The organism is Flavobacterium faecale (assembly GCF_003076455.1).
GTDB lineage: Bacteria > Bacteroidota > Bacteroidia > Flavobacteriales > Flavobacteriaceae > Flavobacterium > Flavobacterium faecale.
Genome location: NZ_CP020918.1, coordinates 956887 through 978453, shown reverse-complemented (window position 1 = coordinate 978453; position 21567 = coordinate 956887). Strand labels below are relative to the sequence as shown.

Sequence of the window (21567 nt, the reverse complement as noted above, 5' to 3'; positions counted from 1 at the left end):
TCAAAACCTAATGTTTGCCTAACTTTCCGTGATTAAACAAAAGAATTGTTATTTTTGCTTTCGAATTAATAGATAAGTCATTTTGGGATTATATAAAAAACTTTTTAAACAAACTGCTATTTACGGACTGGCCACAGTATTGCCAAGAATGTTTAGTTTTTTGTTGGTGCCACTTTATACCAATTTATTACCCAAGGCGGAATATGGAAAAGTATCCATCATCTTTGCCTATATGATCTTTTTCAATGTCATATTAGCTTATGGTATGGAAACGGCTTTCTTTAGATTCTATAGCAATGAAGACAATAAGAAATCGGTGATTGAAACGTCTATGATTTCGATCTTCTGGACTACCATCTGTTTCCTTTTTGCTGCTTTGTTGTTTAGAACATCGCTGGCAGAATGGTCTGGGATTGATTCGCAATACATTACCTATACGATTTGGATTTTGGCTTTGGATGCTTTTGTGATCATTCCATTTTCGAAGCTGCGTGCAGTGCAAAAACCTATGGTGTATGCCTTAATCAAAATAGGAAACGTATTGGTCAATTTGATTTTGAGCGTTTTATTCTTGCTTTATTTTCCAGTTGTAGCCAAAGAGAATCCACAAGGATTTGTAAGTTCGGTATATATCGAGAATTTCGAGATTGGTTATATTTTCTTAGCCAATATTATTTCAAGTTTGCTTACGTTTATCGTCCTTTCACCGGATTACATTTTCTTAAAATGGAAATTTGATTTTGGGTTATGGAAGAAAATGATGCGATACGGTTTACCGATTATGGTAGCCGGAATTGCCTTTGCAATCAATGAGCAATTTGACAAAATACTATTGGGCAAATTACTTCCGGCGCAAATCGCAGATTCAGAGGTTGGGGTGTATTCTGCTTGCTACAAGCTCGGTTTGTTTATGGTTTTGTACCGCACCGCATACACGCTAGGGATTGAACCTTTTTTCTTTAGCCATGCTTCAGACAAAAACGCACCAAATACCTATGCAACAGTAACCAAATATTTTGTCATCTTTGGTTCGCTTATCATGCTGAGTGTGATTGTATTTGCCGATTTATTTAAATCTTATATGATTCTTGACTCTTCTTACTGGGTAGCGATGAAGGTAGTGCCTTTGATTATTTTGGCTAATTTTTGTTTAGGAATCTATACTAATCTATCGGTTTGGTATAAATTAATTGATAAAACCTATATCGGAGCCTATATATCGATTGTTGGAGCCGTGATCACCTTGGTTTTAAATTACCTGTTAATTCCGTCCATGAGTTATATGGGTTCTGCGATTGCTACGCTCGCTGCGTACGGAAGTATGATGGGGATTTCTTATTTTCTAGGAAATAAATACTATCCAATTCCGTATGATTTCAAAAAAATCGGTAGCTACATGGGATTATCGATTCTGTTTTCTTGTATTTCTTTTTATAAATTTAGAGAAAATTATTTTGTAGGTATTGCGTTATTGCTGGTATTTGTATATTTTATTTACCACAATGAAAAAGAAACATTAATGAGTATTGCCAATAGAAAAAAAGCGTAGAAGGCTATCTTCGACTGCTTTTTATTCGAAAAAAATATAAAATGAAAATAAACATTATAAACAAATCACAACATGCTTTGCCGAGTTATGAAACGATAGCTTCTGCAGGCATGGATTTAAGGGCCAATTTGGTTGAAGCGGTAACATTACAGCCACTGGCTAGAACAATCGTTAAAACAGGTCTTTTTATCGAATTACCAATAGGTATCGAAGCACAAGTACGACCAAGAAGCGGACTAGCCTTTAAAAACGGAATAACAGTACTTAACAGTCCTGGTACAATTGACGCCGATTACCGTGGTGAAATTGGAGTGATTTTAGTAAATTTATCCAATGAGCCTTTTGTGATTAACAACGGAGAGCGAATTGCACAGCTTATTATTGCCAAACACGAACGTGCCGATTGGTCTGAGGTCGAAATACTATCTGAAACCGAAAGAGGTGAAGGTGGGTTTGGTAGTACAGGGGTGAAGTAGTGCTCAGTCGCAGTATTCAGTCTCAGTATTCAGTTGCAGTAATCAGTTTGGAGTAAATGTTATTGCTACGCAGTCTTTAGATTTTAAAATTAAAAATAGACATTCAAAGGCTGTTGCCTAAGAATTTAAATAAAAAAAAATGAAAATAATAGTTCCAATGGCTGGACGTGGTTCTCGTCTTCGCCCACATTCTTTGACCGTACCAAAACCATTAATTCCTGTTGCAGGTAAACCAATCGTTCACCGTTTGGTAGAGGATATTGCCAAAATATTGAAAGAACCTATTGACGAAATAGCTTTCGTATTGGGTGATCCTGCTTTTTTTGGTGACGATGTAGTCAAAAGTTTGGAGAAATTGGCAACAGATTTGGGAGCAAAAGCTTCAATTTACCGCCAAGATTTACCGCTAGGAACGGGTCACGCCATTATGTGTGCCAAAGAATCGTTGTCTGGACCTGCAGTTATTGCTTATGCAGATACGTTGATTAGAGCCGATTTTGAATTGGATCCAACTGCCGATGCTGTAATTTGGGTAAAACAAGTAGACGAACCTGAAGCATACGGAGTTGTAAAATTAAACGATAAGTCTGAAATTGTAGAGTTGGTTGAAAAACCAGAGACATTTGTGAGCGACTTAGCCGTAATCGGAATATATTATTTCAAAGAGGTTGCCGATTTGAAAAAGGAGTTACAAAATGTTTTGGACAACAACATCCAAAATGGTGGAGAATACCAAATCAATGACGGTATCAAAGGCATGATGGCTAACGGAAAAGTTTTTAAAACCGGTAGTGTTGACGAATGGATGGACTGCGGAAACAAAAATGTAACGGTAGAGACCAATACTAGAATGCTTGGTTTTCTTCAATCTGATGGTGTGGAATTAGTAGCTTCAAACGTGAAGTTGGAAAACAGTACGATCATTCCGCCTTGTAATATTGCTGATGATGTAGTGTTGATTAACGCTACCGTTGGACCAAATGTTTCATTAGGAAAAGGTTGTCATGTAACTGATAGCACGATCAAAAATAGTTTGATTCAAACGCATGCACATATAAAAAATGCCGATTTAGATAATGCTATGATCGGAAACCATGTAAATTTTGATGGTAAATTCACAAGTGTGAGCATCGGTGATTATTCAGTTTTAGAATAATTTTCGAAAAAAAAAATAGTACTACAGTTCAGGAAGAAAAATATAATCAGTTAGTTGTTTTATGGTTTTTCTTTCTGAATTTTGTTTTTTAACGATAAAAGGTAGTTTTAAATGAGGTATAAATCTATTTTGGTATGTTGGTTTGCTGTGTTGCTATGCAACGCAACACTCGTGTATGCGCAAGATACGGGCGAGTACAAACCCACTGATAAAGATAAATTTCAAGACTATTTTTTTGAAGCCTTAAAACAAAAAGGAATTGAGAATTATGACAAAGCAATTGTTTCGCTAGAAAAGTGCTTAAAGTTAGAGCCACAAAATGCTACAGTCCATTTCGAATTAGGTAAAAATTATTTAGCTCAAAAAAACTATAATAACGCCATTACTTCTTTCGAAAAAGCAAATGAGATTGACCCTACTAACAAATGGTTTCTCGTAGGTATTTATGATGTCAATTACGCTACCAAAGATTTTGTTGGCGGCATTATGACCATCAACAAATTAATCCCATTTGATGCCAAGTTCAAAGAAGATTTGACCTCATTGTACATGAATACATCGCAGTTTGATAAAGCGTTGGCTTTAATCAATGAGTTAAATGAAACGGTAGGGAAATCGGATCGACGTGAAGCCTACAAAATTCAGATTCTTTCTCAAGGTAAATACCAAAGTTCTGAGATTGAAAACTTGCTACAACAAATTAAAAAAGCGCCAAAAGAGGAATCTAACTATGTATCATTGATTTATTTGTATTCGAAAAATAATGATATAGAAAAAGTGCTTCAAACAGCAAAAGAGTTGGAGAAAGAAATACCAAGTTCTGTATGGGCGCAGGTAAGTCTGTTCAAATACCATTTAGAAAATAAAGATGGTGATAAGGCGGTCAAAGCAATGAATCTTGTGCTGGAAAGCAGTAAAATTGATTCGAAAATAAAACATCGTATTCTTAATGAATTTCTGCTTTTTGTGAATATAAATCCACAATATGCAGCAGATTTAGAAAAAGCCGTTGGGTATTTTGATAACGATTCCGACATAAACGTAGCGCAAGAGTTGGGTAAATTTTACCATAGCAAACAACAATACGACAAAGCCATACAATTTTATGAAATTGCCAATCAAAAGAGCGAAAGCGTTGGCGTAGAAACCAATTTACTGCTACTGCAAGCCTACACAGACACGAAGCAGTTTGACAAAGTAGCAAAAAAAGCCACTGATTTGATTGATTTATTTCCCAACCAACCACAATTCTATTATTTTTCGGGATTAGGAAATAATCAGTTGGGGCAATTTAAAAAAGCAAAAGAGTTCCTTGAAATGGGTATGGATTTTGTAGTTGAGGACAAAGCTTTAGAAATCAATTTCAATATCCAGCTTGGAGAAGCCTACAATGGGCTTGGAGATATGGCTAAGAAGGAATTGTATTTTTCGAAAGCAAATCAGTTATTAAAAAAATAAAAAACAAAAATGAAGATTAAATCCATAGTAAATAGAAGTTTCATGATTGGCGTGCTGGCTACTAGTTTGCTAGTAGTTTCTTGTAAATCAAAGAAGTCATTGATTCAAAACACCTCGACAGAGGCGGTTAAAGAAATGAAGTCTAGTTCTATAATTAGCAAACATTACGACAACAAAACCGATTTTTCGGCCGTGTACATCAAATCTAATGTTCGTTTTGACAACGGAAAACAAACGCAAAATGTAACTGCCGAGATCCGAATTCAAAAAGACAAGCAAATTTTGGTTAGTGTTCGTTTTCTAGGAATTACCATGGCCAAAGCCTTGATTACGCCTGAAAAAGTTAGTTATTACGAAAAAATAAAAGGAACCTATTTTGAAGGTGATTTTAGTGGGTTAAGCCAATGGCTAGGAACCGACTTAGATTATGACAAAGTACAGAACATGTTGATGGGTGAAGCTTTAGACGATTTAAGAAAAGGTAAATACACCCAAACACAAGAAGAGCAATCGTATAAATTGGAAGATAAAGCCAATAATACTACTCAAAAAACGTTTTACATTGACGCAGAAAATTTCAAAGTTAGAAAGCAAGAAGTTGTCCAATCTGACAAAGGGCGAAAAATCGAAATGAATTACGGCAATTATAAAAATTTTGATACTAAAATAATGCCGTTGCAACTGTATATTAATGCAAGTCAGGAGAAAGGAAAAACAGAAATTAACCTAGAATACACCGATGTAAACTTCAGCGATGAACTTTCTTTTCCATATAGTGTGCCAAATGGGTACAAAAGAATTTTAATTAATTAAATTTGCACAAAAATATATTGTCAACATGCCAAAGTTTATTCTAAGCCTAGTTTTTATTTGCATGACTTCTGTTCTCTGGAGTCAATCTACTCAACAAGAAAAGTTAGAGCAACGCAAAGCCCAAATTCAACGAGAAATTAGGGACAATGAGAACATGTTGAAAGGAATCAAATCCAAAGAAAAGTCAGCAATGACCGTGTACTTGATTCAAAAAAACAAAATCAAGCTAAAGGAGACTTTGATCAATACTACAACCAAACAAACCAAATTGTTGGGTGATGATATGTATCGCAATCAATTAAAAATAAACGAGTTAAATAGAGAGTTAAACGTTTTAAAAGAAGATTACGCCAAGAAAATTGTGCAATCTTATAAGAGTCGTTCCGAGCAAAGTCGCGCGATGTTTATCCTTTCGTCTGAGAACTTTTTACAAGCTTTCAAAAGAGTGCAATATTTAAAACAATATACCAACTTTAGAAAAGAGCAAGGTGAAGAAATTAAGGGGAAATCACTCGAGTTAGTATCTATTAACAAAAAGTTGCAAGAGCAAAAAGCAGCAAAAATACGTTTATTAGAAGAAAACAAAAAAGAGCGTATATCACTTGAAAAAGAACGAGTAGAGCAAGAAAAATTGGTAAACGAAATCAAAAAAGATAAAAACCGCATCGTTTCTGATATTCGAAAAAAACAAAGTGAGTCCAAAAACATTGACCGTCAAATCGATCGATTGATTCGTGAGGCAATTGCCGAAGCCAATAGAAAAGCCGCTGCCGAAAAAGCAAGAGCCGCTGCTGCTGCACGTGCTGCCGCTGCTGCCGAAAAAGCTGCTGCCGCCGCTGCTGCTGCTGGAAAATCAAATAGAGGAATCAAAAAAGCTGTTGCTGCAGCTGAAGAAGAAGTCAAAAAAGAACCAGCACCACCTCGTGCAGAAGTTTCGTCTTCTAGAATTGAACTTACACCAGAATCTAAACTGATTGCAGATAACTTTAGAGCCAATAGAGGAAAGTTGCCTTGGCCAGTAGAAAAAGGATTTGTCTCTTTAGGCTACGGAGATCAAGCACACCCAATTTACAATACTTTGGTGATTCATAACAGTGGTGTCGAAATCACAACCGAAGAAGGCGCTAATGCAAGAGCCGTATTTGGTGGAGAAGTTGCTAGTGTAATGATCTTGTCACCGGTGAACAAAGCCGTAATGATTCAGCATGGAGATTACTTCACAGTCTACCAAAACTTGAGTTCAGTTTCGGTTAGTAAAGGAGACAAAGTAAATATCAAACAAAGTTTGGGTCGTGTGAGAACAAGTGGAGAAACGGGTAAAACCGTGATAAAGTTCTTATTATTGCAAAATACAACCTATACCAATCCTCAAGGATGGTTGTCAAACATGTAAAAACATTGTTTTAAGTATAAAAAAAGCTTCCGTAACAATTTTGTCGCGGAAGCTTTTTTGTTTCGCTAAATTAATGATTTCGGTACTCTAATTGGGTATGCGCTGTATGTTTTGCTTTAAAAAATAGCAAAGCGATGCTGTTTGGAGGTTTTGGGACCATCCCTAACGCAAAATCTGGAATTCATAAAGTTTCCTTACCCAAATTTGATTTTTCAACCTGATTTTTGAATTTCATTAAATAATCAACAAATCTCGGGGGAATATAGAAAAGAAGTTTCTATAGCTCTCAAAATGAATTCAACATAGCATACTCAAAGAAGCAAGATTTTAATTTTTTAAAATTGACTTTTGCAATTGATTTTTGAACTTTGATTTTTTTCAACCTTATTTTCAACCTTATTTTCCACCCAATTTTTCCATTAACTCCAATGCGTTTCGAGTAGTTTTGGCATTGTCGAAAGTCAAGAGCAAGCGCAAACCGGCAGGAGTTTGTTTCTCTTTCATTTTACAAATACCGGTATTTTTTTGTACAAACTGTAAAATATCTCTAAAACGATTGGTTTGGTAAAAGTCAGATTGTTGATCAGAAACAAAATAGCAAATCATTTTACCTTTTTTCATTACCAGTTTTTCGATACCAATACCGCTAGCAATCCATTTAATACGGATGCTGTTCATCAATGCTTTTGCACGTGGTGGCATTGGACCAAAACGATCCGTCAGTTTGTTTTGGAAGACCATTAGTTCTTCTTCGTTTTTAACTGCGCCTAGCTCGTTGTACAAGCTATATCGCTCCGAAACGTTGTTGATGTATTCATCTGAGAATAAAAGCTCAAAATCGGTGTCTATTTGAATGTCTTTGACATATTCTTTCGTCTCAATATCGTTGTCTTCTGGATACAAATCTTTGAATTCATTTTCCTTTAACTCATCAATGGCTTCGTTCAAGATTTTTTGATAGGTGTCGAATCCAATTTCGTTGATAAATCCGCTTTGTTCACCACCCAATAAATCTCCAGCACCACGAATCTCCAAATCCTTCATGGCAATATTAAACCCGCTTCCAAGTTCATTGAACTGCTCTAATGCTTGAATACGTTTTCTGGCATCGTCGGTCATGGCGGAGTAAGGAGGACAGATGAAATAACAAAAGGCTTTTTTGTTGCTACGTCCCACACGACCACGCATTTGGTGCAAGTCTGAGAGTCCGAAATTGTTAGCGTTGTTGATGAAAATGGTATTGGCATTGGGTACATCCAAACCACTTTCAATAATTGTTGTTGCTACCAAAACGTCGAATTCCCCGTTCATGAAGGCCAACATTAATTCTTCTAATTTTTTACCATCCATTTGACCGTGACCAATACCCACGCGGGCATTAGGAACGAGTCGCTGAATCATACCAGCTATTTCTTTAATATTTTCGATTCTATTGTTAATGAAAAATACCTGTCCGTTGCGCTGAATCTCATACGAAATCGCGTCTCGAATTGTTTCTTCGCTAAAACCGACAACATTAGTTTCAATAGGATAACGATTGGGTGGAGGTGTCGTAATAACCGATAAATCTCGGGCTGCCATCAAAGAGAATTGTAAGGTTCTCGGGATCGGCGTTGCCGTCAAGGTCAAAGTATCGATATTAGCGGCAATGGTTTTGAGTTTGTCTTTGACATTCACACCAAATTTTTGCTCCTCATCCACAATCAATAAACCTAAATCTTTGAAAACGACATTTTTGTTCACCAATTGGTGGGTTCCAATAACGATATCTAGTTTGCCTTCGGCCAATTGCTTCAGGGTTTCTGCTTTTTGTTTGGCAGTTCTAAAACGGTTTAAATAACCCACACTCACGGGCATATCTTTCAATCGCTCGGTGAATGTTCGGTAATGTTGGTAGGCCAAAATAGTGGTCGGCACCAATATAGCGACTTGTTTGCTATTGTCCACCGCTTTGAAAGCGGCGCGAATCGCTACCTCCGTTTTTCCAAAACCTACATCACCACAAACCAATCGGTCCATCGGGCGATCGCTTTCCATGTCGGCTTTGACTTCTTGAGTCGATTTGTATTGGTCGGGTGTATCTTCGTAGATAAACGAACTTTCCAATTCGTTTTGCAAATAGCTGTCTGGAGCAAAAGCAAAGCCTTTGTCCAAACGTCTTTTGGCGTATAGCTGAATCAAATTGAAGGCTACATGCTTGACTCTGGCTTTGGTTTTTTGTTTTAAAACTTTCCAGGCATTCGAGCCTAACTTATAAATTTTTGGTGGCGTTCCGTCTTTTCCAGTATATTTTGACACTTTGTGTAGCGAGTGAATGCTCACATACACAATGTCATTATCAGCATAGACAAGTTTGATAGTTTCTTGGGTTTTCCCCTCTACTTGTATTTTTTGCAAACCACCAAACCTTCCAATTCCGTGGTCAATGTGTGTTACATAATCCCCAACGGTTAAGGCGGTAAGCTCTTTTAAAGTAATGTTTTGCTTTTTCGAATAGCCACTTTTGAGGTTGAATTTATGGTAACGCTCAAAAATCTGGTGGTCAGTATAGCAAGCAATTTGGTTTTCGGTATCAATAAAACCTTGGTACAATGGTAAAACCACTGTATTGTATTGTTTTCGAATGTTCTCAGAATTGCTTTCATCCAAAGTCTCGAAGATGTCGTGGAATCGTTTTGCCTGATTGTCATTCGAACAAAATAAATAATTAGTCAAACCATTAAAATGATTTTCACTCAAATTATTCAGCAACAAATCAAATTGCTTATTGAAAGACGGTTGCGGCTGAATATGAAATTCGAATTTTTCGGTGGCCTTAAAAACAGGTTTCGAAGCTAATTCTACAATCGAAAAATCCAAAGCACGTTTAATAAATTCGGGTTGGTTCAAGAACAATTGCTCGGGTGCAGCGCGCTTGATTTCGGTATTTAATTTTGCGAAAGCTTCTTCGGCTTTGGCAAACTGCTTGTCAAGTTGTGATAAAAATCCTTCTGTGTTTTGAAGAATTAAAACGGTTTTCTCTGAAATATAATCTAAAAATGATTCTCTGTTTTCTTGAAAAACCTTATTTTCAACATTAGGAATGATCGTGATTTTAGTTTGTTTTTCTATCGAAAGTTGTGTGGCTACATCGAAGGTACGCATGCTATCCACTTCGTTTCCAAAAAATTCGATTCGATACGGATTATCATTCGAAAATGAAAAAACATCGACAATACCACCACGAACCGAAAATTCTCCGGGTTCGGTAATAAAATCCACTCTTTTAAATTCATATTCGAATAAGACTTCGTTGATAAAATCGATCGAAATTTTATCGCCTACGCTAACTTTTAATGTGTTTTTGTCTAAATCTTTACGAGTGACCACTTTTTCGAACAATGCCTCGGGGTAGGTGACTACAATTGCGGGTTTTTTGCGCGAATTAATGCGGTTAAGCACCTCTGCACGTAACAAAACATTGGCGTTGTCAGTCTCGTCTACTTGGTACGGACGGCGATAAGATGCTGGGTAAAACAATACATCGGGTTCACCGACCATTTGCTCTAAGTCATTCAAGAAATAAGCAGCTTCCTCTTTGTTCTCTAAAACAAGTAAAAAGGGGAGGGCTGTTTTTTTGAAAATTGACTGAATTGTGAATGAAATAGAAGAACCTAGCAATCCCTTGAGATGCATTTTTAGTTCTTTTTTATCTTGCAATAGTTTGGCAATTTGCACCGTTTTGGGCAAATTATCGTATGTTTTATATAGTGCTGCTTTACTCAATGGTGATTACATTAGTTGGGCCAGTAGTCGGGATGGCTCTGGTATTGTCTAACATTTGTTTTAGGTCGGCTTCGCCTTCTTCAACAGGGATTTTACTTTTTTCGACTGTTTTGTCCATTTCTCTTTGAAGGGTAGCCAATTCTCGGTTGATTTCGCTAATTAAAACAACGACTTTTTTGGCCGGAATATTGTCTAAGTGAATGTACAAATCCATCATTCGAACTTTGGTAATAACCACAGAAATACGACTTTTGATTTGTGGTTGGTCAAAAGCAATCGGAATATTGTTGTTCAAATTCATTGCGGCCTTTGAAATGGCACTTGCTCTTTGTTGAAAGGCTTCAATAGATTTCTTTGGCTTTTTGGATAATTCAGTCAAAAACATTCGAAATTCATTCCATGTTTTTTCAGATTCCTCTGCGGTTTCATTGATTGGACTGTCGTAGAAAATCCATCCTTTTTCTATTTGTGAAAAAATAATTTCTTTCTTGGCTGCTTCTTTTTTGTTTTCGGCAAGTCGTTGTTGATTGTCGTCTTTACATGAAAAAAGTAAGACAACAAGACCTAGTAAACAAGAGAGAATTTTTTTCATAATGGGTTTAAAAAGAAGTACAAAGTTACAAACTAAATTGCTTTTTATGCTTTAATCATTAAAAGATTGCACCTTTAATTTTCTTTGCAATACTTGCTTTGTAATCGCTTGGATAGGTTCTTTCGCCCATAAATAAATCGGTCATGGCTTCAGCGACTTTTTGACCGTATTTTTTTAAGACCAAATCTCTAAAGGTTTTTTGATTATAAAAGTAATGCGATAGTTTTGCTCCAGTGCGTATTTCGGGCAAGATGGTAGCCTCCAATTTTGCATGGTAAAGCGCCGCTGCTTTTTCAGGGTCTAATGCTGCTTCAGCGATAGCTTGTGCTGCTTGAACACCGCTCAAAATTGCATTCGAAATTCCTTCGGCTACCAAAGGATCAGCCAATCCTGCTGAGTCACCGACTAGAAATACATTTTTTCGAACAAAATTATCTGTTCTTGGTGCCACCGGAATCACAAAACCATGAGCCGATTCACTAATGATTTCGGTAATTCCCAAGGTTTTTAAATAGGTCGCGTAATATTCTTTTAAATTGATTTTTTTATTGCTTTTAATCATAACAGCAACCCCAATAGAGAGGTGATTCTTTTTTGGGAAACACCAGCCATAACCATACGGTATTGCATCAATGTCGAAACGAACATTTTGAGACAGTCGTTCAAAATCGGCGGCGGGAACTTCTACTTCGTATTCCAGAGCCGGAATGATGAGTCTCGTTTCTACCCAGCCCGTCATTTTTGCAATCGGACTCAAAGCGCCGTCTGCAGCAATGATAAATTTGGCTTGAATTGGACCTTGGTTGGTATGTAAAATTTGGTTTTCGCCAAATGTGATGCTTTCTACTTTGTGATCTTGCAACAAAGTCACACCGTTTTCTTTGGCCTTTTCTACAATTAAGTTGTCAAAACTGTCGCGCATGATCATTGTGATGATCGGTTGGTCACGTGCGGTGGTAAGATGGGATTGTTTGTTTGAAAAATAGGTATCGATAGAATAAAACTGCTTTTCGATTACAGATGAGATATCAAAAGGCATGTTTTTTAACCCTCTAAAAACAAATCCGCCACCACAGGTTTTGTACCTGGGTAAAATTTCTTTTTCGATAATAACGGTAGAAATTCCTGATTTTGATAATTCAAAGGCTGCCGAAGCACCCGCAGGTCCACTGCCTATAATGGCTACATCAAATGATTTCATTCTCTCAATTTTTTTCAAAACTAGTGGAATAAAATTTAATAATCAAAAAGTTTCTCCGGTGTTTACATAAAAGCTTTTAGAATGGCGTCCTACTCCATAAGAGGCTACCACATTGGTTCGCGTAGTTTTATCAATTAACAGTCTTAATCCACATCCAAAGGCTGGTTGAATGTATTGTAAAACAGCAATATTTCGAGCTTTGTCACTTGTAGACGTAAAGTTGGTAAATACAGTTCCGCTCAAAAGCTGGTTACAGCTCAACGGGAAACGATATTCTGTTTCAAAGTAGTATAGATTTTGTCCTCGAAATAGACCTTGGGTGTAACCGCGTCCTGAGCGACTATCTTGGTCGCCACCATTTGCAGGTAAACCTAAATAGGGTAGATGGCCTTTTAACAAAAACTGACCGTAACTCCAAAATGCCAATACGTGTTGTTTGTTGGTGTGGCTTAAGGGGACATAATATTTGAATTCTGAAAATAGAATAAGTCTCGAAAAGGCATTTTTACCAAATTCTAAATTTGATTTTAAATTTAGATTGGTGAAACAGCCGTGATTGGGATTGACCAAATTGTCTCTTGAATCATGAATTAAATTGAGGCTGAAACTCTTTACTAAATAGTGATTATTGTTAAAGCCGAACTGTGAATTATAAGTGTTGTGGTAATTTTGTTGAGTAGTAGTGCCTTCAGTAGGTAGGCTTGCAATATTCAAATAACCATCAAAATGGATGCCCGCGCCCAAAAATAAATTGGGAGCTACAAGTAATGATGCAGTTTGGTAAAACTTTATATAATCGTACTTCATGGGTTGGGCTATAGATTCTATAGTGAAGTCATTTTTGCCAGAGGGAACATTATCAGATCCTAAACCATAATTGGATTGCGAAAATTTGTAATAGCGCCAGTCACCCCATAGATATAGCGAATTGTGGTTTAATAAAAAATTACTTTTGGCATCGACCAACAATTGTTTTTTGGTGGTGTAGGTCGCCATTATAAAAGCAGAAGAATACTTATCTCTTGGTAATTTTCCTTTGAAGGTGTATTGTGCTATTGCGCCATAAAGCAAACCATTTGCAGGTTGTACAAATAGAACAGGTAAAACCATGAAAAAATTATTTTTTTGTGGGACTACGATGCAAGTAGTATCTTTTTTGCAGAAATATTCAGGCAATGCTTTTATAGGGCAGTTACTTGTTTGATCCGTAGTTTGAGCGTAGGAATGGTGACAAACAAAGAGTGTCATAAAACTACTGAAGTAGAGGAACCATTTTTTGCTAAGCCACATAAAAAATTTGCTTTGATCTCATAAAGAAACAACTTTTATGAAAGCGAAATTTTTTTTTGAAGACTATTTTGAAAGGATAAAAATGAATGGTTGTAATTGTAGCTTTTTATCCAGAGTATTGCTGTTTACATTTTTGGACAATGCTATTTCCAGAATTAAATAGAAAGAGGTAAACTGTTCTGGATTTGGTTTTTTTCAATGAGACAGGCTTTCAATAAACTTGGAAAACCTGTCGTCATTGATAAAAATATTATTTTGATTCGTATGTATTATTGCTTTGCTTCACATCTGCCATTAATCCGCTTGGATCAAGGGTGATTTTTTTGATGCTCGATTTATTTTTCGAAATTGAAAATTCATAATTAGAAGCTGCCCATGGCCAGTCTTTCAATATCGTTCTTTTAATTTCTGGAGTCGGGTTTTCTTTTTCGAAATACATCATTCGCAAAGGAACATAGAAACTTTCTTTGGTTCCATCTGTGTATTCAACCAAAATATCCATTGGCATTGGCATTCTACCAATACGTTCTAGAGCGACAACGGTATTGTTATCTTTTTCTGTAACTTCTTTTATACCATAATCGATTGTGTTTACGGTCTGTGTCCAATCGGTTAAATACCAATCCAATTCGGCTCCAGAAACGCGCTCTGCAGTTCTTGTGATGTCATTTGGAGTAGGGTGTTTGAATTTGAAATCTTCAAAATAGCGATTTAAGGTTTTGTCCAAATTGTTTTGTCCAATCAAGTAACCCAATTGAGACAAATAAATACTTCCTTTTACATAGGATGCGATACTGTACGAACGGTTTTCGTCATATCGGTCACCATGAGTAGTTTGTGGTTGCTCTTTGCCAGAATTTACAAGGTAGTAGTATGTTTTGTAATTGCCTTCAAATGGATTACTCTCTTTTGTGGCAGCCAAATCATTGATAACCCAATCTTGAATATAAGTCGTGAAACCTTCATCCATCCAAGGATGTTTGGACTCGTTGGATGCTAGAATGTGTTGGAACCAAGAGTGCCCCAATTCGTGTGTTGCAGTTCCGTAAATACCATCTACAGTTCCGTTACCAAGCATCAAAGTACACATTGCATACTCCATTCCGCCATCGCCACCTTGAATAAACGAGTATTGTTTGTATGGATACGGACCTACTTTTTTGTTGTAACCCTCCATAACTTTGACCATCATTGGTTCTACTTGTTTCCATTTTTCAACCGTAGCAGGTTCGTTTTTGTATAAAAAGTGAATATCAACATTGTTTGGACCTTTCAAGATATCGTGTGCATAATTGGGATCTGCTGCCCAAGCAAAATCGTGTACCATTGGTGCAACAAAATGCCAAGTTAGCGTTTTTGCTTTTTTAGGATACGTTACTTCAAGACCTTTGTCTTGGTAGCCGTGACCTATTTCGTTCGGGTTTTGCAAATAACCAGATCCTCCAATAGTGTAGGCTTTGTCAATGGTAATGTTTACGTCAAAATCTCCCCAAACACCATGAAACTCTCTCGCGATATAAGGATCTGCATGCCAACCTTCAAAATCAAACTCAGCTAATTTTGGGTACCATTGTGACATAGACAAAGCAACTCCTTCAGAATTGTTGCGACCTGAACGACGAATTTGTACCGGTACTTGTCCGTTAAAATCTAAGGTTAAAGTTGTAGAAGAATGTGGTAAAATTGGTTTTGCCAAAAACACCTCGAGAACTGTTCCTGTAACCTTGGTTTTTGCCACTGCACCATCTTGTTTCAAGTTGGTGATGTTCAAAAAGCCAATTTCGTTCGGTTTTAAATTTTTGATACGGTTTTCTTTCCCGTTTTTTTCTTTACCCGTCATACGTGCGTCAGGATCCTTGATCGTGTGCAGGCGTTCGTCCATTTCGCTACCCGGCTGGAAAGCGTTATTAAACAAATGATAGTACACTTTTTTCAAAGTATCTGGCGAGTTGTTGGTATAGACTAATTGTTGGTCTCCTTTGTATTGAAATTTTTCAACATCCATAGAAACGTTCATTTTATAGTCTACTTTCTGTTGCCAGTAAGGAGTATTTTGGGCATACGATCCCAGTGAAAATGCTGATATAGCAAGTAAGAATATCTTTTTTGTCATAGGTTTTGCTTTAAATAAAAAGAGTAGTTTAAAATTCAGTTTGGTTTTAAAAAAAATAAACCATTTAGAAACTAAGAATCATTTTAAGGTAATGGTCTTTAGTTTCTTAATGGTTTAGATAGTATTAGGTTTAATTTGTACGGGTTAAGTATACAAATTTTATTTTTTTGACATTGTGCTTGCCATCAAAAAGGCATTGTAAGCATTTACCATTTTACCAGAAACTGATAAATCTGCAAAAGGACGCATATCACTAGGTTTTCCGCCTACGATAATATCTGTTGTAACTGCTACACCAGAATCCATCAAAATATGTTTTACTTGTGAAGCCGTTAATTTTGGAAAATAAGAACGAATCAATGCTGCAACACCTGCAACATTTGGAGACGCCATTGAGGTTCCTTGAAGAAAACGGTACGTATTCTCTGGAGTAGTAGCATAGATTTGAACTCCAGGAGCAAATACATCCACGTTTAATTTTCCGAAGTTAGAAAAGCGAGCAACTACTTTTGGTCCGTATTCAAAGTTTAAGGCACCAATAGTAATCATATTGTCTGCTATTTCCGTTTTCTTGTCTTCAGAGTCATTTGGGAAATTGTCAAAAACATCAATGTCTTTTGCAGAGTTACCAGCAGCATGAACGATCAATACGTCTTTGCTAGCAGCATATTTAATCGCATCAAAAACCCATTGTTTTTGAGGAGAAAACGCTTTACCAAAACTTCCGTTGATTACTTTGGCACCGTTGTCCACAGCATAACGAATAGCCAATGCGATATCTTTGTCATACTCATCACCATCTGGCACGGCGCGAACAGTCATGATTGCTACGTTGTTAGCAACACCATCACCACCTTTGTCATTGTGACGCACTTGAGCAACGATTCCGGCAACGTGTGTACCGTGAAGGGTTTCTTTAACATCAGGTCCCATTACATTATTGTTACCGTATTTGGTATCGTTAATATCATTTGGGTTGTCACCAACTACTTTACGGTAGTCTTGTTTCATGTTGTCACCGCTCAAAGTTGCATTTGCTTTGTCAAGTTCACCTTTCAAGGCTTCTTTTAATTTGCTAATTGGCATACCAAAAGAGAAAAAACGTTCGATTGAACCTTTTGCTTTGATTACTTTGTCATCTGTTGAACTTATTGCTTTTACTTCTTCAACCGTATAATCTGCTTTATTTAGAGTAGCAGCAATAGTTGCGTCAGCTTCTGTCAATACAGAGCTCATTTCTTCGTACTGCCCTTTTTTCTTTGAAGCAGCAGTTATTTCCTGATCATTTTCAGCTTTGGCAGCCAAGTAAGTTGCTTCGTCTGTAATGCTTTTGTTCTTTACAATTCTTTCGTATTCTAAATTTTCTTTGACAATATCGCCAAGAAAATTCCAACCGTGAATATCATCCACATAACCATTTTTGTCATCGTCAATTCCGTTTCCAGGAATTTCTTTAGGATTTGTCCACACAACGGCTTTCAAGTCTTCGTGTTCGATGTCTCCACCAGAATCTATAATTCCGACAATTACTTTTTGGCCCATTTTGCCTTTTAGCAATTCAGCATACACTCTGTCAACACTCATTCCAGGAACGGTGTCTTTTTGAATGTCAAGATGGCTCCAACGTTTAAGATCTGCTTCTTTTAAAGCTGCTTTTTTGGTTACATTTAAAGGTGCAGTTATTGGACTAAACTTGCTGAAGTTAAATGCTGATTTTTGAGTACTACAACTGCTAAGCACCAATATGGCAAAGGCAGAAATATAGAATGGTTTGAAACTATTCATAATGTTAAATTAGATTTTACAATAATATTCGAAAGTACAGATTTATTTTAAACAATACACAGACTTAACAGTATGTTAGTACTTTTTATTGAAAATATGCCACCTAAAAGCACATTTTTCTGTTGAATCGGAAAGGAGTGGGCTTTCAAACTTCATTTTAGTACTATCAAATCAAGGCTCAGAATGGTGTTTTGCAGTTGGTTAAATTTTTTTTATCGAAAGTTTAAAAGATATCTTCGCTCTTAAAAACATCTTTCAGTCGAACGCCTTTTTCAGTTTGCTGCACCCTAATGATTTCGTTGTGCGCATCGTGTTCCAAAAATAAATAGTAATTATTGTTGGCGGCTTCTTCTAGAAATTTTGTCTTTTCGGGCATCGTCAATAGCGGGCGCGTGTCATAACCCATCACATACGGGATAGGGATGTGTCCTGCGGTAGGAAGTAAGTCGGCCATGAAACAAATTGTTTTGCCATTGTAACTTATAATCGGGATCATTTGTTTGTCGGTATGACCGTCTGCATAAAAAATCGAAAAGTCCATTTCACTAGCAAAACCATAATCTCCGTCGGCTTTGTTTATAAAATGAAGCTGACCACTTTCCTGCATTGGCAAAATATTTTCAGACAAAAACGAGGCTTTCTCTCTTGGATTTGGTTTAGTAGCCCATTTCCAATGGTCTTCGTTGCTCCAGAATTTTGCATTTTTAAAAGCAGGTTCGTAGCCCGTTTTATCTTTGTTCCATTGTACAGCGCCACCAGAATGATCAAAATGTAGGTGCGTAAAAAACACATCGGTAATGTCTTCTCTTGCAAAACCATATTTCGCCAAAGATTTGTCCATGGTATGGGATCCCCAAAGGGAATAATAGCCAAAAAATTTATCGGATTGCTTGTCGCCCATTCCGGTATCAATCAAAATTAGGCGATTACCATCTTCGATCAATAAACAGCGCGCTGCTATATCGATGAGGTTATTGTTGTCTGCGGGATTGGTTTTGTTCCAAATTGTTTTGGGTACTACGCCAAACATAGCGCCACCATCAAGTTTGAAATTTCCGGTTTCTATTGGATATAGTTTCATTGATTATTCATTTTTTAAACAGTCAGAAATAAGTGTTTTGACATTGCAATTTATGAAAATTCAAACATATTATCCGTTGGTAAGGGTGAACTTTGAGCGTGTTTTAACAATTAACGCTTTAGCTCTACAAATAATCGTTTTAGGTTTGGATTCTCAGTAAACGAAAAAGAGTCGTCTTTTATCATTTTGGTAATGGTCGAAATTCGATCGTCTGTAACTGGGTGCGAACTCAAAAATTCTGGAATTGTGATGGATGTATCTTTTTTCAATCTTTGAAACAAATTAGCCATTCCTTGTGGATTGATTTTGTTTTTGACCAAAATTTTAAAACCATCTTCATCTGCTTGACGTTCAAATTCTCTTGAGAACGAAAGAGATTGTAAACTATTGACGTTATCACCAATAACCGCCATGACACCATTGGCATCTCCCAAAATTATAGATACAAATAAATAGCCAGAGAGCGATCGACAAAGCATTTTCATCGAATGTCGGTTGTTAACATGTGAAGCTTCATGACCTAGTAAACCCACTAACTCGTCATAGTTCTTCATTTCTTTCAGAATTCCTGTAAAGACAACAATGTTTCCGTCTGGCAATGCAAAAGCGTTTACTTCATCTGAATCTACTACGGTAAATTTAAGTTTTTTGGTGTTTTGCAGTTGTAGCTGTGCTGCAAATTCATTCAAGGTTTTGGTTTTGGCAGCATCCACAGAGACAAAATATTCATTTTCTAGAAAAGCGGAGCTACCCAATTTGTCATCATATTCTTCAGGAATTAACACTACCGATTTTTCACCTACCCACGGAATCGCATATACATAACACAAGGCAATGATGGCTAGGATCGAAAGTGCAACAACAACATGCGAAGTGGTTCCTAGATCGAGTAGGTTTTGGTACCAACCAATTTGGCCGTTGTCTTTTCGGTACGACTGAAGTTCTTTAATAAAAACTGAATCTTCAATTTTAAGTTGTTGCAAAGTATCTTTTCCGTGTTCCAAGAACAAGCTGTCAGTTCGTTTGTCAAAAGAAATGTCTCTGATTTGCCATTTGATGGTTTCAAGATCTATAGTCTGGAATTCGATTGTGGCATGTGCTTTATGCAACAAAACGGCTATTTGTTGAGGAATAGCCGTTTTGCCATCATAGAATACAGCAGTTGTTTTGTTGCTCATGATTTACATAATAGTATCTAAATTTAAAAAATCACTAACGTCTTCGCCAGTTGCATCTTTATAATTTTCTTCGGTTTGCATTAGGGTATTCAAATCAATATCACCTTCTGCTTCAATATTATTAAAAATGAAGTTCATGGTTCTCGTTGCTGCCCAAGCATAACCAAGACCCAAAGTAAAAATCACCAATAGTAAGTTTGTAATGATAATTTTGAAAAACCCACCTGCAGTAGCTGTTGAGTTGAATTGGATAGAATCTTTCCCTTTTTGAATGCTCAAATTGTCTACATAATAGTCAAACAAATCTTTTTGCCACCAGAACATATATATACCTAGCGTGACTAATGTTAGCAAATACCCTTTAAGGTTTAATATGAAATAATCTCCCCCATCACCTTCATAGTTAAATTCGGCATCGCCAAAACGAACGTTTCCTAAAAGATAATTTCTCATGTGCATGGCCATCCATGGACCATAAAATCCTAAAGTGATAATGGTTAAGCCAATCCATTTGAAAAATAAAAGTGTGAACTCTTTGCGGTCACCTCTATATCCAAATCGGATACCTCTCCACGAACTGCGTGACATTCTATAGCGATACGAACCATGAATGGCAATTGGTAAAACTGCTATTAATATAAGGTAAAGTGTAAAAGGGATTAAGTGCAAAATGTCTGCAAAGTAAAATGCAACAGATACTACTGTAATCGTTATAACGAAAAACCCAATTGCTTTAATAAAACCTTTAAACATTTCTTTTCCGGTACCATGAAAAGCAAAGCTATCTTCGTTTAAAGATGTTGATTTGTAGAGGTACTGTAGTTTTTTAGCTTTTGCCCAAGGGTAATAAAAACCAAGTGTGATAATTGTCAAAAGCCAATTGACCATAATAATGCCAAAAAAATCGCCACCCTTACCATTGAATTGTAAGGCGTAGTTTTGTTTCGTGTACGAAAAGTTTTCCATAGATGACTGTTATAATTTAAAGTAAAAATATTCGGCGATAAAAATATACTATTTAGTTTGTTAATAAAAACAAAAGGCGATAATATTTCAGAATAATTATAAGAGAAGTAGTAGTGGCTTCTTGGTTGATAAACTGATAGTTAGTTTTTTAGACTGTTAAAATCTAGATTTTGATTTCGCTATTTTTGTCTGTTTGCTAATTAATAAGATAGTAGAGCTAGACTTTTTTAATTTTCGATAAATAAAGAGCTTGTTTGTTTTGCTTTCGATAAATAATTTCTATTCTCTTATTAGTTATAAAAATGTTATCAGTTGTTAAAAAAGATTTTTAAACACTATCTTTGCAGTTAATTTAGACAAAATCAATATAGCGGTGTAAAAGTTGCTAGTTGGTTCTTAAAAAATAAGCAAATGATAAAAGTTTCAGACGAAGCCAAAAAGAAAATTGTCGACTTAATGAAAGACGATGGTTTTGATGCTGCCAAAGACTATGTAAGAGTAGGCGTGAAGAGTGGTGGCTGTTCCGGTTTGTCATATGATTTAAAATTTGATGACAAAAAAGGAGATGACGATAAGATATTTGTAGATAATGATATCACGATTGCTGTTGAAAAGAAATCATTCTTGTATTTGGCAGGGACGATTTTGGAGTTTTCAGGAGGTTTAAACGGAAAAGGATTTGTATTCAATAATCCTAATGCGACAAGAACTTGTGGTTGTGGAGAGTCATTTTCTTTGTAGAACAATCTGT

Annotated in this window: 16 protein-coding genes; 7 read left to right on the top strand and 9 right to left on the bottom strand. The window is 36.4% G+C overall.

Translation table 11 applies throughout. The features are described from left to right. The first annotated feature begins 82 nt into the window (after nt 1-82). From FFWV33_RS04265 to FFWV33_RS04240, 6 genes are all read left to right on the top strand, one after another. The gene (locus FFWV33_RS04265; protein ID WP_108739768.1) at nt 83-1549 is read left to right on the top strand and encodes a lipopolysaccharide biosynthesis protein; all 1467 of its coding nucleotides are present in this window, start codon (nt 83-85) and stop codon (nt 1547-1549) included. A 41-nt stretch (nt 1550-1590) separates the two neighbouring features. Further along, the gene (dut, locus tag FFWV33_RS04260; RefSeq protein ID WP_108739767.1) at nt 1591-2025 is read left to right on the top strand and encodes a dUTP diphosphatase; all 435 of its coding nucleotides are present in this window, start codon (nt 1591-1593) and stop codon (nt 2023-2025) included. Between the two features lie 139 nt (nt 2026-2164). Beyond that, entirely contained in the window at nt 2165-3181 is a 1017-nt protein-coding gene (locus FFWV33_RS04255) for a sugar phosphate nucleotidyltransferase (protein WP_108739766.1), read from the top strand. Between the two features lie 111 nt (nt 3182-3292). Then, nucleotides 3293-4639: a tetratricopeptide repeat protein gene (locus FFWV33_RS04250; RefSeq protein WP_108739765.1), complete on the top strand. Its 1347-nt coding sequence runs from the start codon at nt 3293-3295 to the stop codon at nt 4637-4639. 9 nt (nt 4640-4648) lie between these two features. Further along, a complete protein-coding gene (gene lolB1, locus FFWV33_RS04245; RefSeq protein ID WP_245891652.1) occupies nt 4649-5452 on the top strand; it encodes a lipoprotein insertase outer membrane protein LolB1 in 804 nt (267 codons plus the stop codon). Nucleotides 5453-5477: 25 nt separating this feature from the next. Further along, on the top strand, nt 5478-6845 hold the full coding sequence (locus tag FFWV33_RS04240; RefSeq protein WP_108739763.1) for a murein hydrolase activator EnvC family protein: 1368 nt from the start codon (nt 5478-5480) through the stop codon (nt 6843-6845). Between the two features lie 396 nt (nt 6846-7241). Here the strand turns inward: FFWV33_RS04240 and mfd are convergent, their stop codons facing one another. From mfd to FFWV33_RS04195, 9 genes are all read right to left on the bottom strand, one after another. Further along, a complete protein-coding gene (gene mfd / locus FFWV33_RS04235) occupies nt 7242-10610 on the bottom strand; it encodes a transcription-repair coupling factor (RefSeq protein ID WP_170111536.1) in 3369 nt (1122 codons plus the stop codon). Next, the gene (locus FFWV33_RS04230; RefSeq protein ID WP_108739762.1) at nt 10603-11202 is read right to left on the bottom strand and encodes a hypothetical protein; all 600 of its coding nucleotides are present in this window, start codon (nt 11200-11202) and stop codon (nt 10603-10605) included. Before FFWV33_RS04230 ends, mfd begins: the two co-directional genes overlap by 8 nt. 58 nt (nt 11203-11260) lie before the next feature. Next, nucleotides 11261-12403 (bottom strand): geranylgeranyl reductase family protein, encoded by a 1143-nt coding sequence (locus tag FFWV33_RS04225; RefSeq protein ID WP_108739761.1) that lies wholly within the window; start codon nt 12401-12403, stop codon nt 11261-11263. A 42-nt stretch (nt 12404-12445) separates the two neighbouring features. Beyond that, complete coding sequence (locus FFWV33_RS04220) at nt 12446-13513, bottom strand: BamA/TamA family outer membrane protein (RefSeq protein ID WP_211316284.1); 1068 nt, start codon at nt 13511-13513, stop codon at nt 12446-12448. A 430-nt stretch (nt 13514-13943) separates the two neighbouring features. Then, the gene (locus tag FFWV33_RS04215) at nt 13944-15806 is read right to left on the bottom strand and encodes a M1 family metallopeptidase (protein ID WP_108739759.1); all 1863 of its coding nucleotides are present in this window, start codon (nt 15804-15806) and stop codon (nt 13944-13946) included. 159 nt (nt 15807-15965) lie between these two features. Continuing rightward, nucleotides 15966-17591 (bottom strand): S8 family peptidase, encoded by a 1626-nt coding sequence (locus FFWV33_RS04210; RefSeq protein WP_108739758.1) that lies wholly within the window; start codon nt 17589-17591, stop codon nt 15966-15968. 223 nt (nt 17592-17814) lie between these two features. Then, on the bottom strand, nt 17815-18672 hold the full coding sequence (locus FFWV33_RS04205; RefSeq protein ID WP_108739757.1) for an MBL fold metallo-hydrolase: 858 nt from the start codon (nt 18670-18672) through the stop codon (nt 17815-17817). 110 nt (nt 18673-18782) lie between these two features. After that, nucleotides 18783-19850 carry a M48 family metallopeptidase gene (locus tag FFWV33_RS04200; RefSeq protein ID WP_108739756.1) on the bottom strand — a complete coding sequence of 356 codons (1068 nt, stop codon included), beginning with the start codon at nt 19848-19850 and terminating at the stop codon, nt 18783-18785. A gap of 3 nt (nt 19851-19853) precedes the next feature. Then, entirely contained in the window at nt 19854-20816 is a 963-nt protein-coding gene (locus tag FFWV33_RS04195) for a YjgN family protein (RefSeq protein WP_108739755.1), read from the bottom strand. 411 nt (nt 20817-21227) lie between these two features. Here FFWV33_RS04195 and FFWV33_RS04190 point away from each other — a divergent pair, with 411 nt between their 5' ends. Then, a complete protein-coding gene (locus tag FFWV33_RS04190; RefSeq protein WP_108739754.1) occupies nt 21228-21557 on the top strand; it encodes a HesB/IscA family protein in 330 nt (109 codons plus the stop codon). The last annotated feature ends 10 nt before the right edge of the window (nt 21558-21567 follow it).

What these genes read in the sequence shown, in the direction of transcription:
- FFWV33_RS04205 (WP_108739757.1), bottom strand. Translation starts at nt 18,672, where the DNA reads ATGAAACTATATCCAATAGAAACCGGAAATTTCAAACTTGATGGTGGC.
- FFWV33_RS04240 (WP_108739763.1), top strand. Translation starts at nt 5,478, where the DNA reads ATGCCAAAGTTTATTCTAAGCCTAGTTTTTATTTGCATGACTTCTGTT.
- FFWV33_RS04250 (WP_108739765.1), top strand. Translation starts at nt 3,293, where the DNA reads ATGAGGTATAAATCTATTTTGGTATGTTGGTTTGCTGTGTTGCTATGC.
- FFWV33_RS04210 (WP_108739758.1), bottom strand. Translation starts at nt 17,591, where the DNA reads ATGAATAGTTTCAAACCATTCTATATTTCTGCCTTTGCCATATTGGTG.
- FFWV33_RS04190 (WP_108739754.1), top strand. Translation starts at nt 21,228, where the DNA reads ATGATAAAAGTTTCAGACGAAGCCAAAAAGAAAATTGTCGACTTAATG.
- FFWV33_RS04255 (WP_108739766.1), top strand. Translation starts at nt 2,165, where the DNA reads ATGAAAATAATAGTTCCAATGGCTGGACGTGGTTCTCGTCTTCGCCCA.
- FFWV33_RS04200 (WP_108739756.1), bottom strand. Translation starts at nt 19,850, where the DNA reads ATGAGCAACAAAACAACTGCTGTATTCTATGATGGCAAAACGGCTATT.
- dut (WP_108739767.1), top strand. Translation starts at nt 1,591, where the DNA reads ATGAAAATAAACATTATAAACAAATCACAACATGCTTTGCCGAGTTAT.
- FFWV33_RS04225 (WP_108739761.1), bottom strand. Translation starts at nt 12,403, where the DNA reads ATGAAATCATTTGATGTAGCCATTATAGGCAGTGGACCTGCGGGTGCT.
- FFWV33_RS04230 (WP_108739762.1), bottom strand. Translation starts at nt 11,202, where the DNA reads ATGAAAAAAATTCTCTCTTGTTTACTAGGTCTTGTTGTCTTACTTTTT.
- FFWV33_RS04195 (WP_108739755.1), bottom strand. Translation starts at nt 20,816, where the DNA reads ATGGAAAACTTTTCGTACACGAAACAAAACTACGCCTTACAATTCAAT.
- FFWV33_RS04220 (WP_211316284.1), bottom strand. Translation starts at nt 13,513, where the DNA reads ATGGTTTTACCTGTTCTATTTGTACAACCTGCAAATGGTTTGCTTTAT.
- FFWV33_RS04215 (WP_108739759.1), bottom strand. Translation starts at nt 15,806, where the DNA reads ATGACAAAAAAGATATTCTTACTTGCTATATCAGCATTTTCACTGGGA.
- lolB1 (WP_245891652.1), top strand. Translation starts at nt 4,649, where the DNA reads ATGAAGATTAAATCCATAGTAAATAGAAGTTTCATGATTGGCGTGCTG.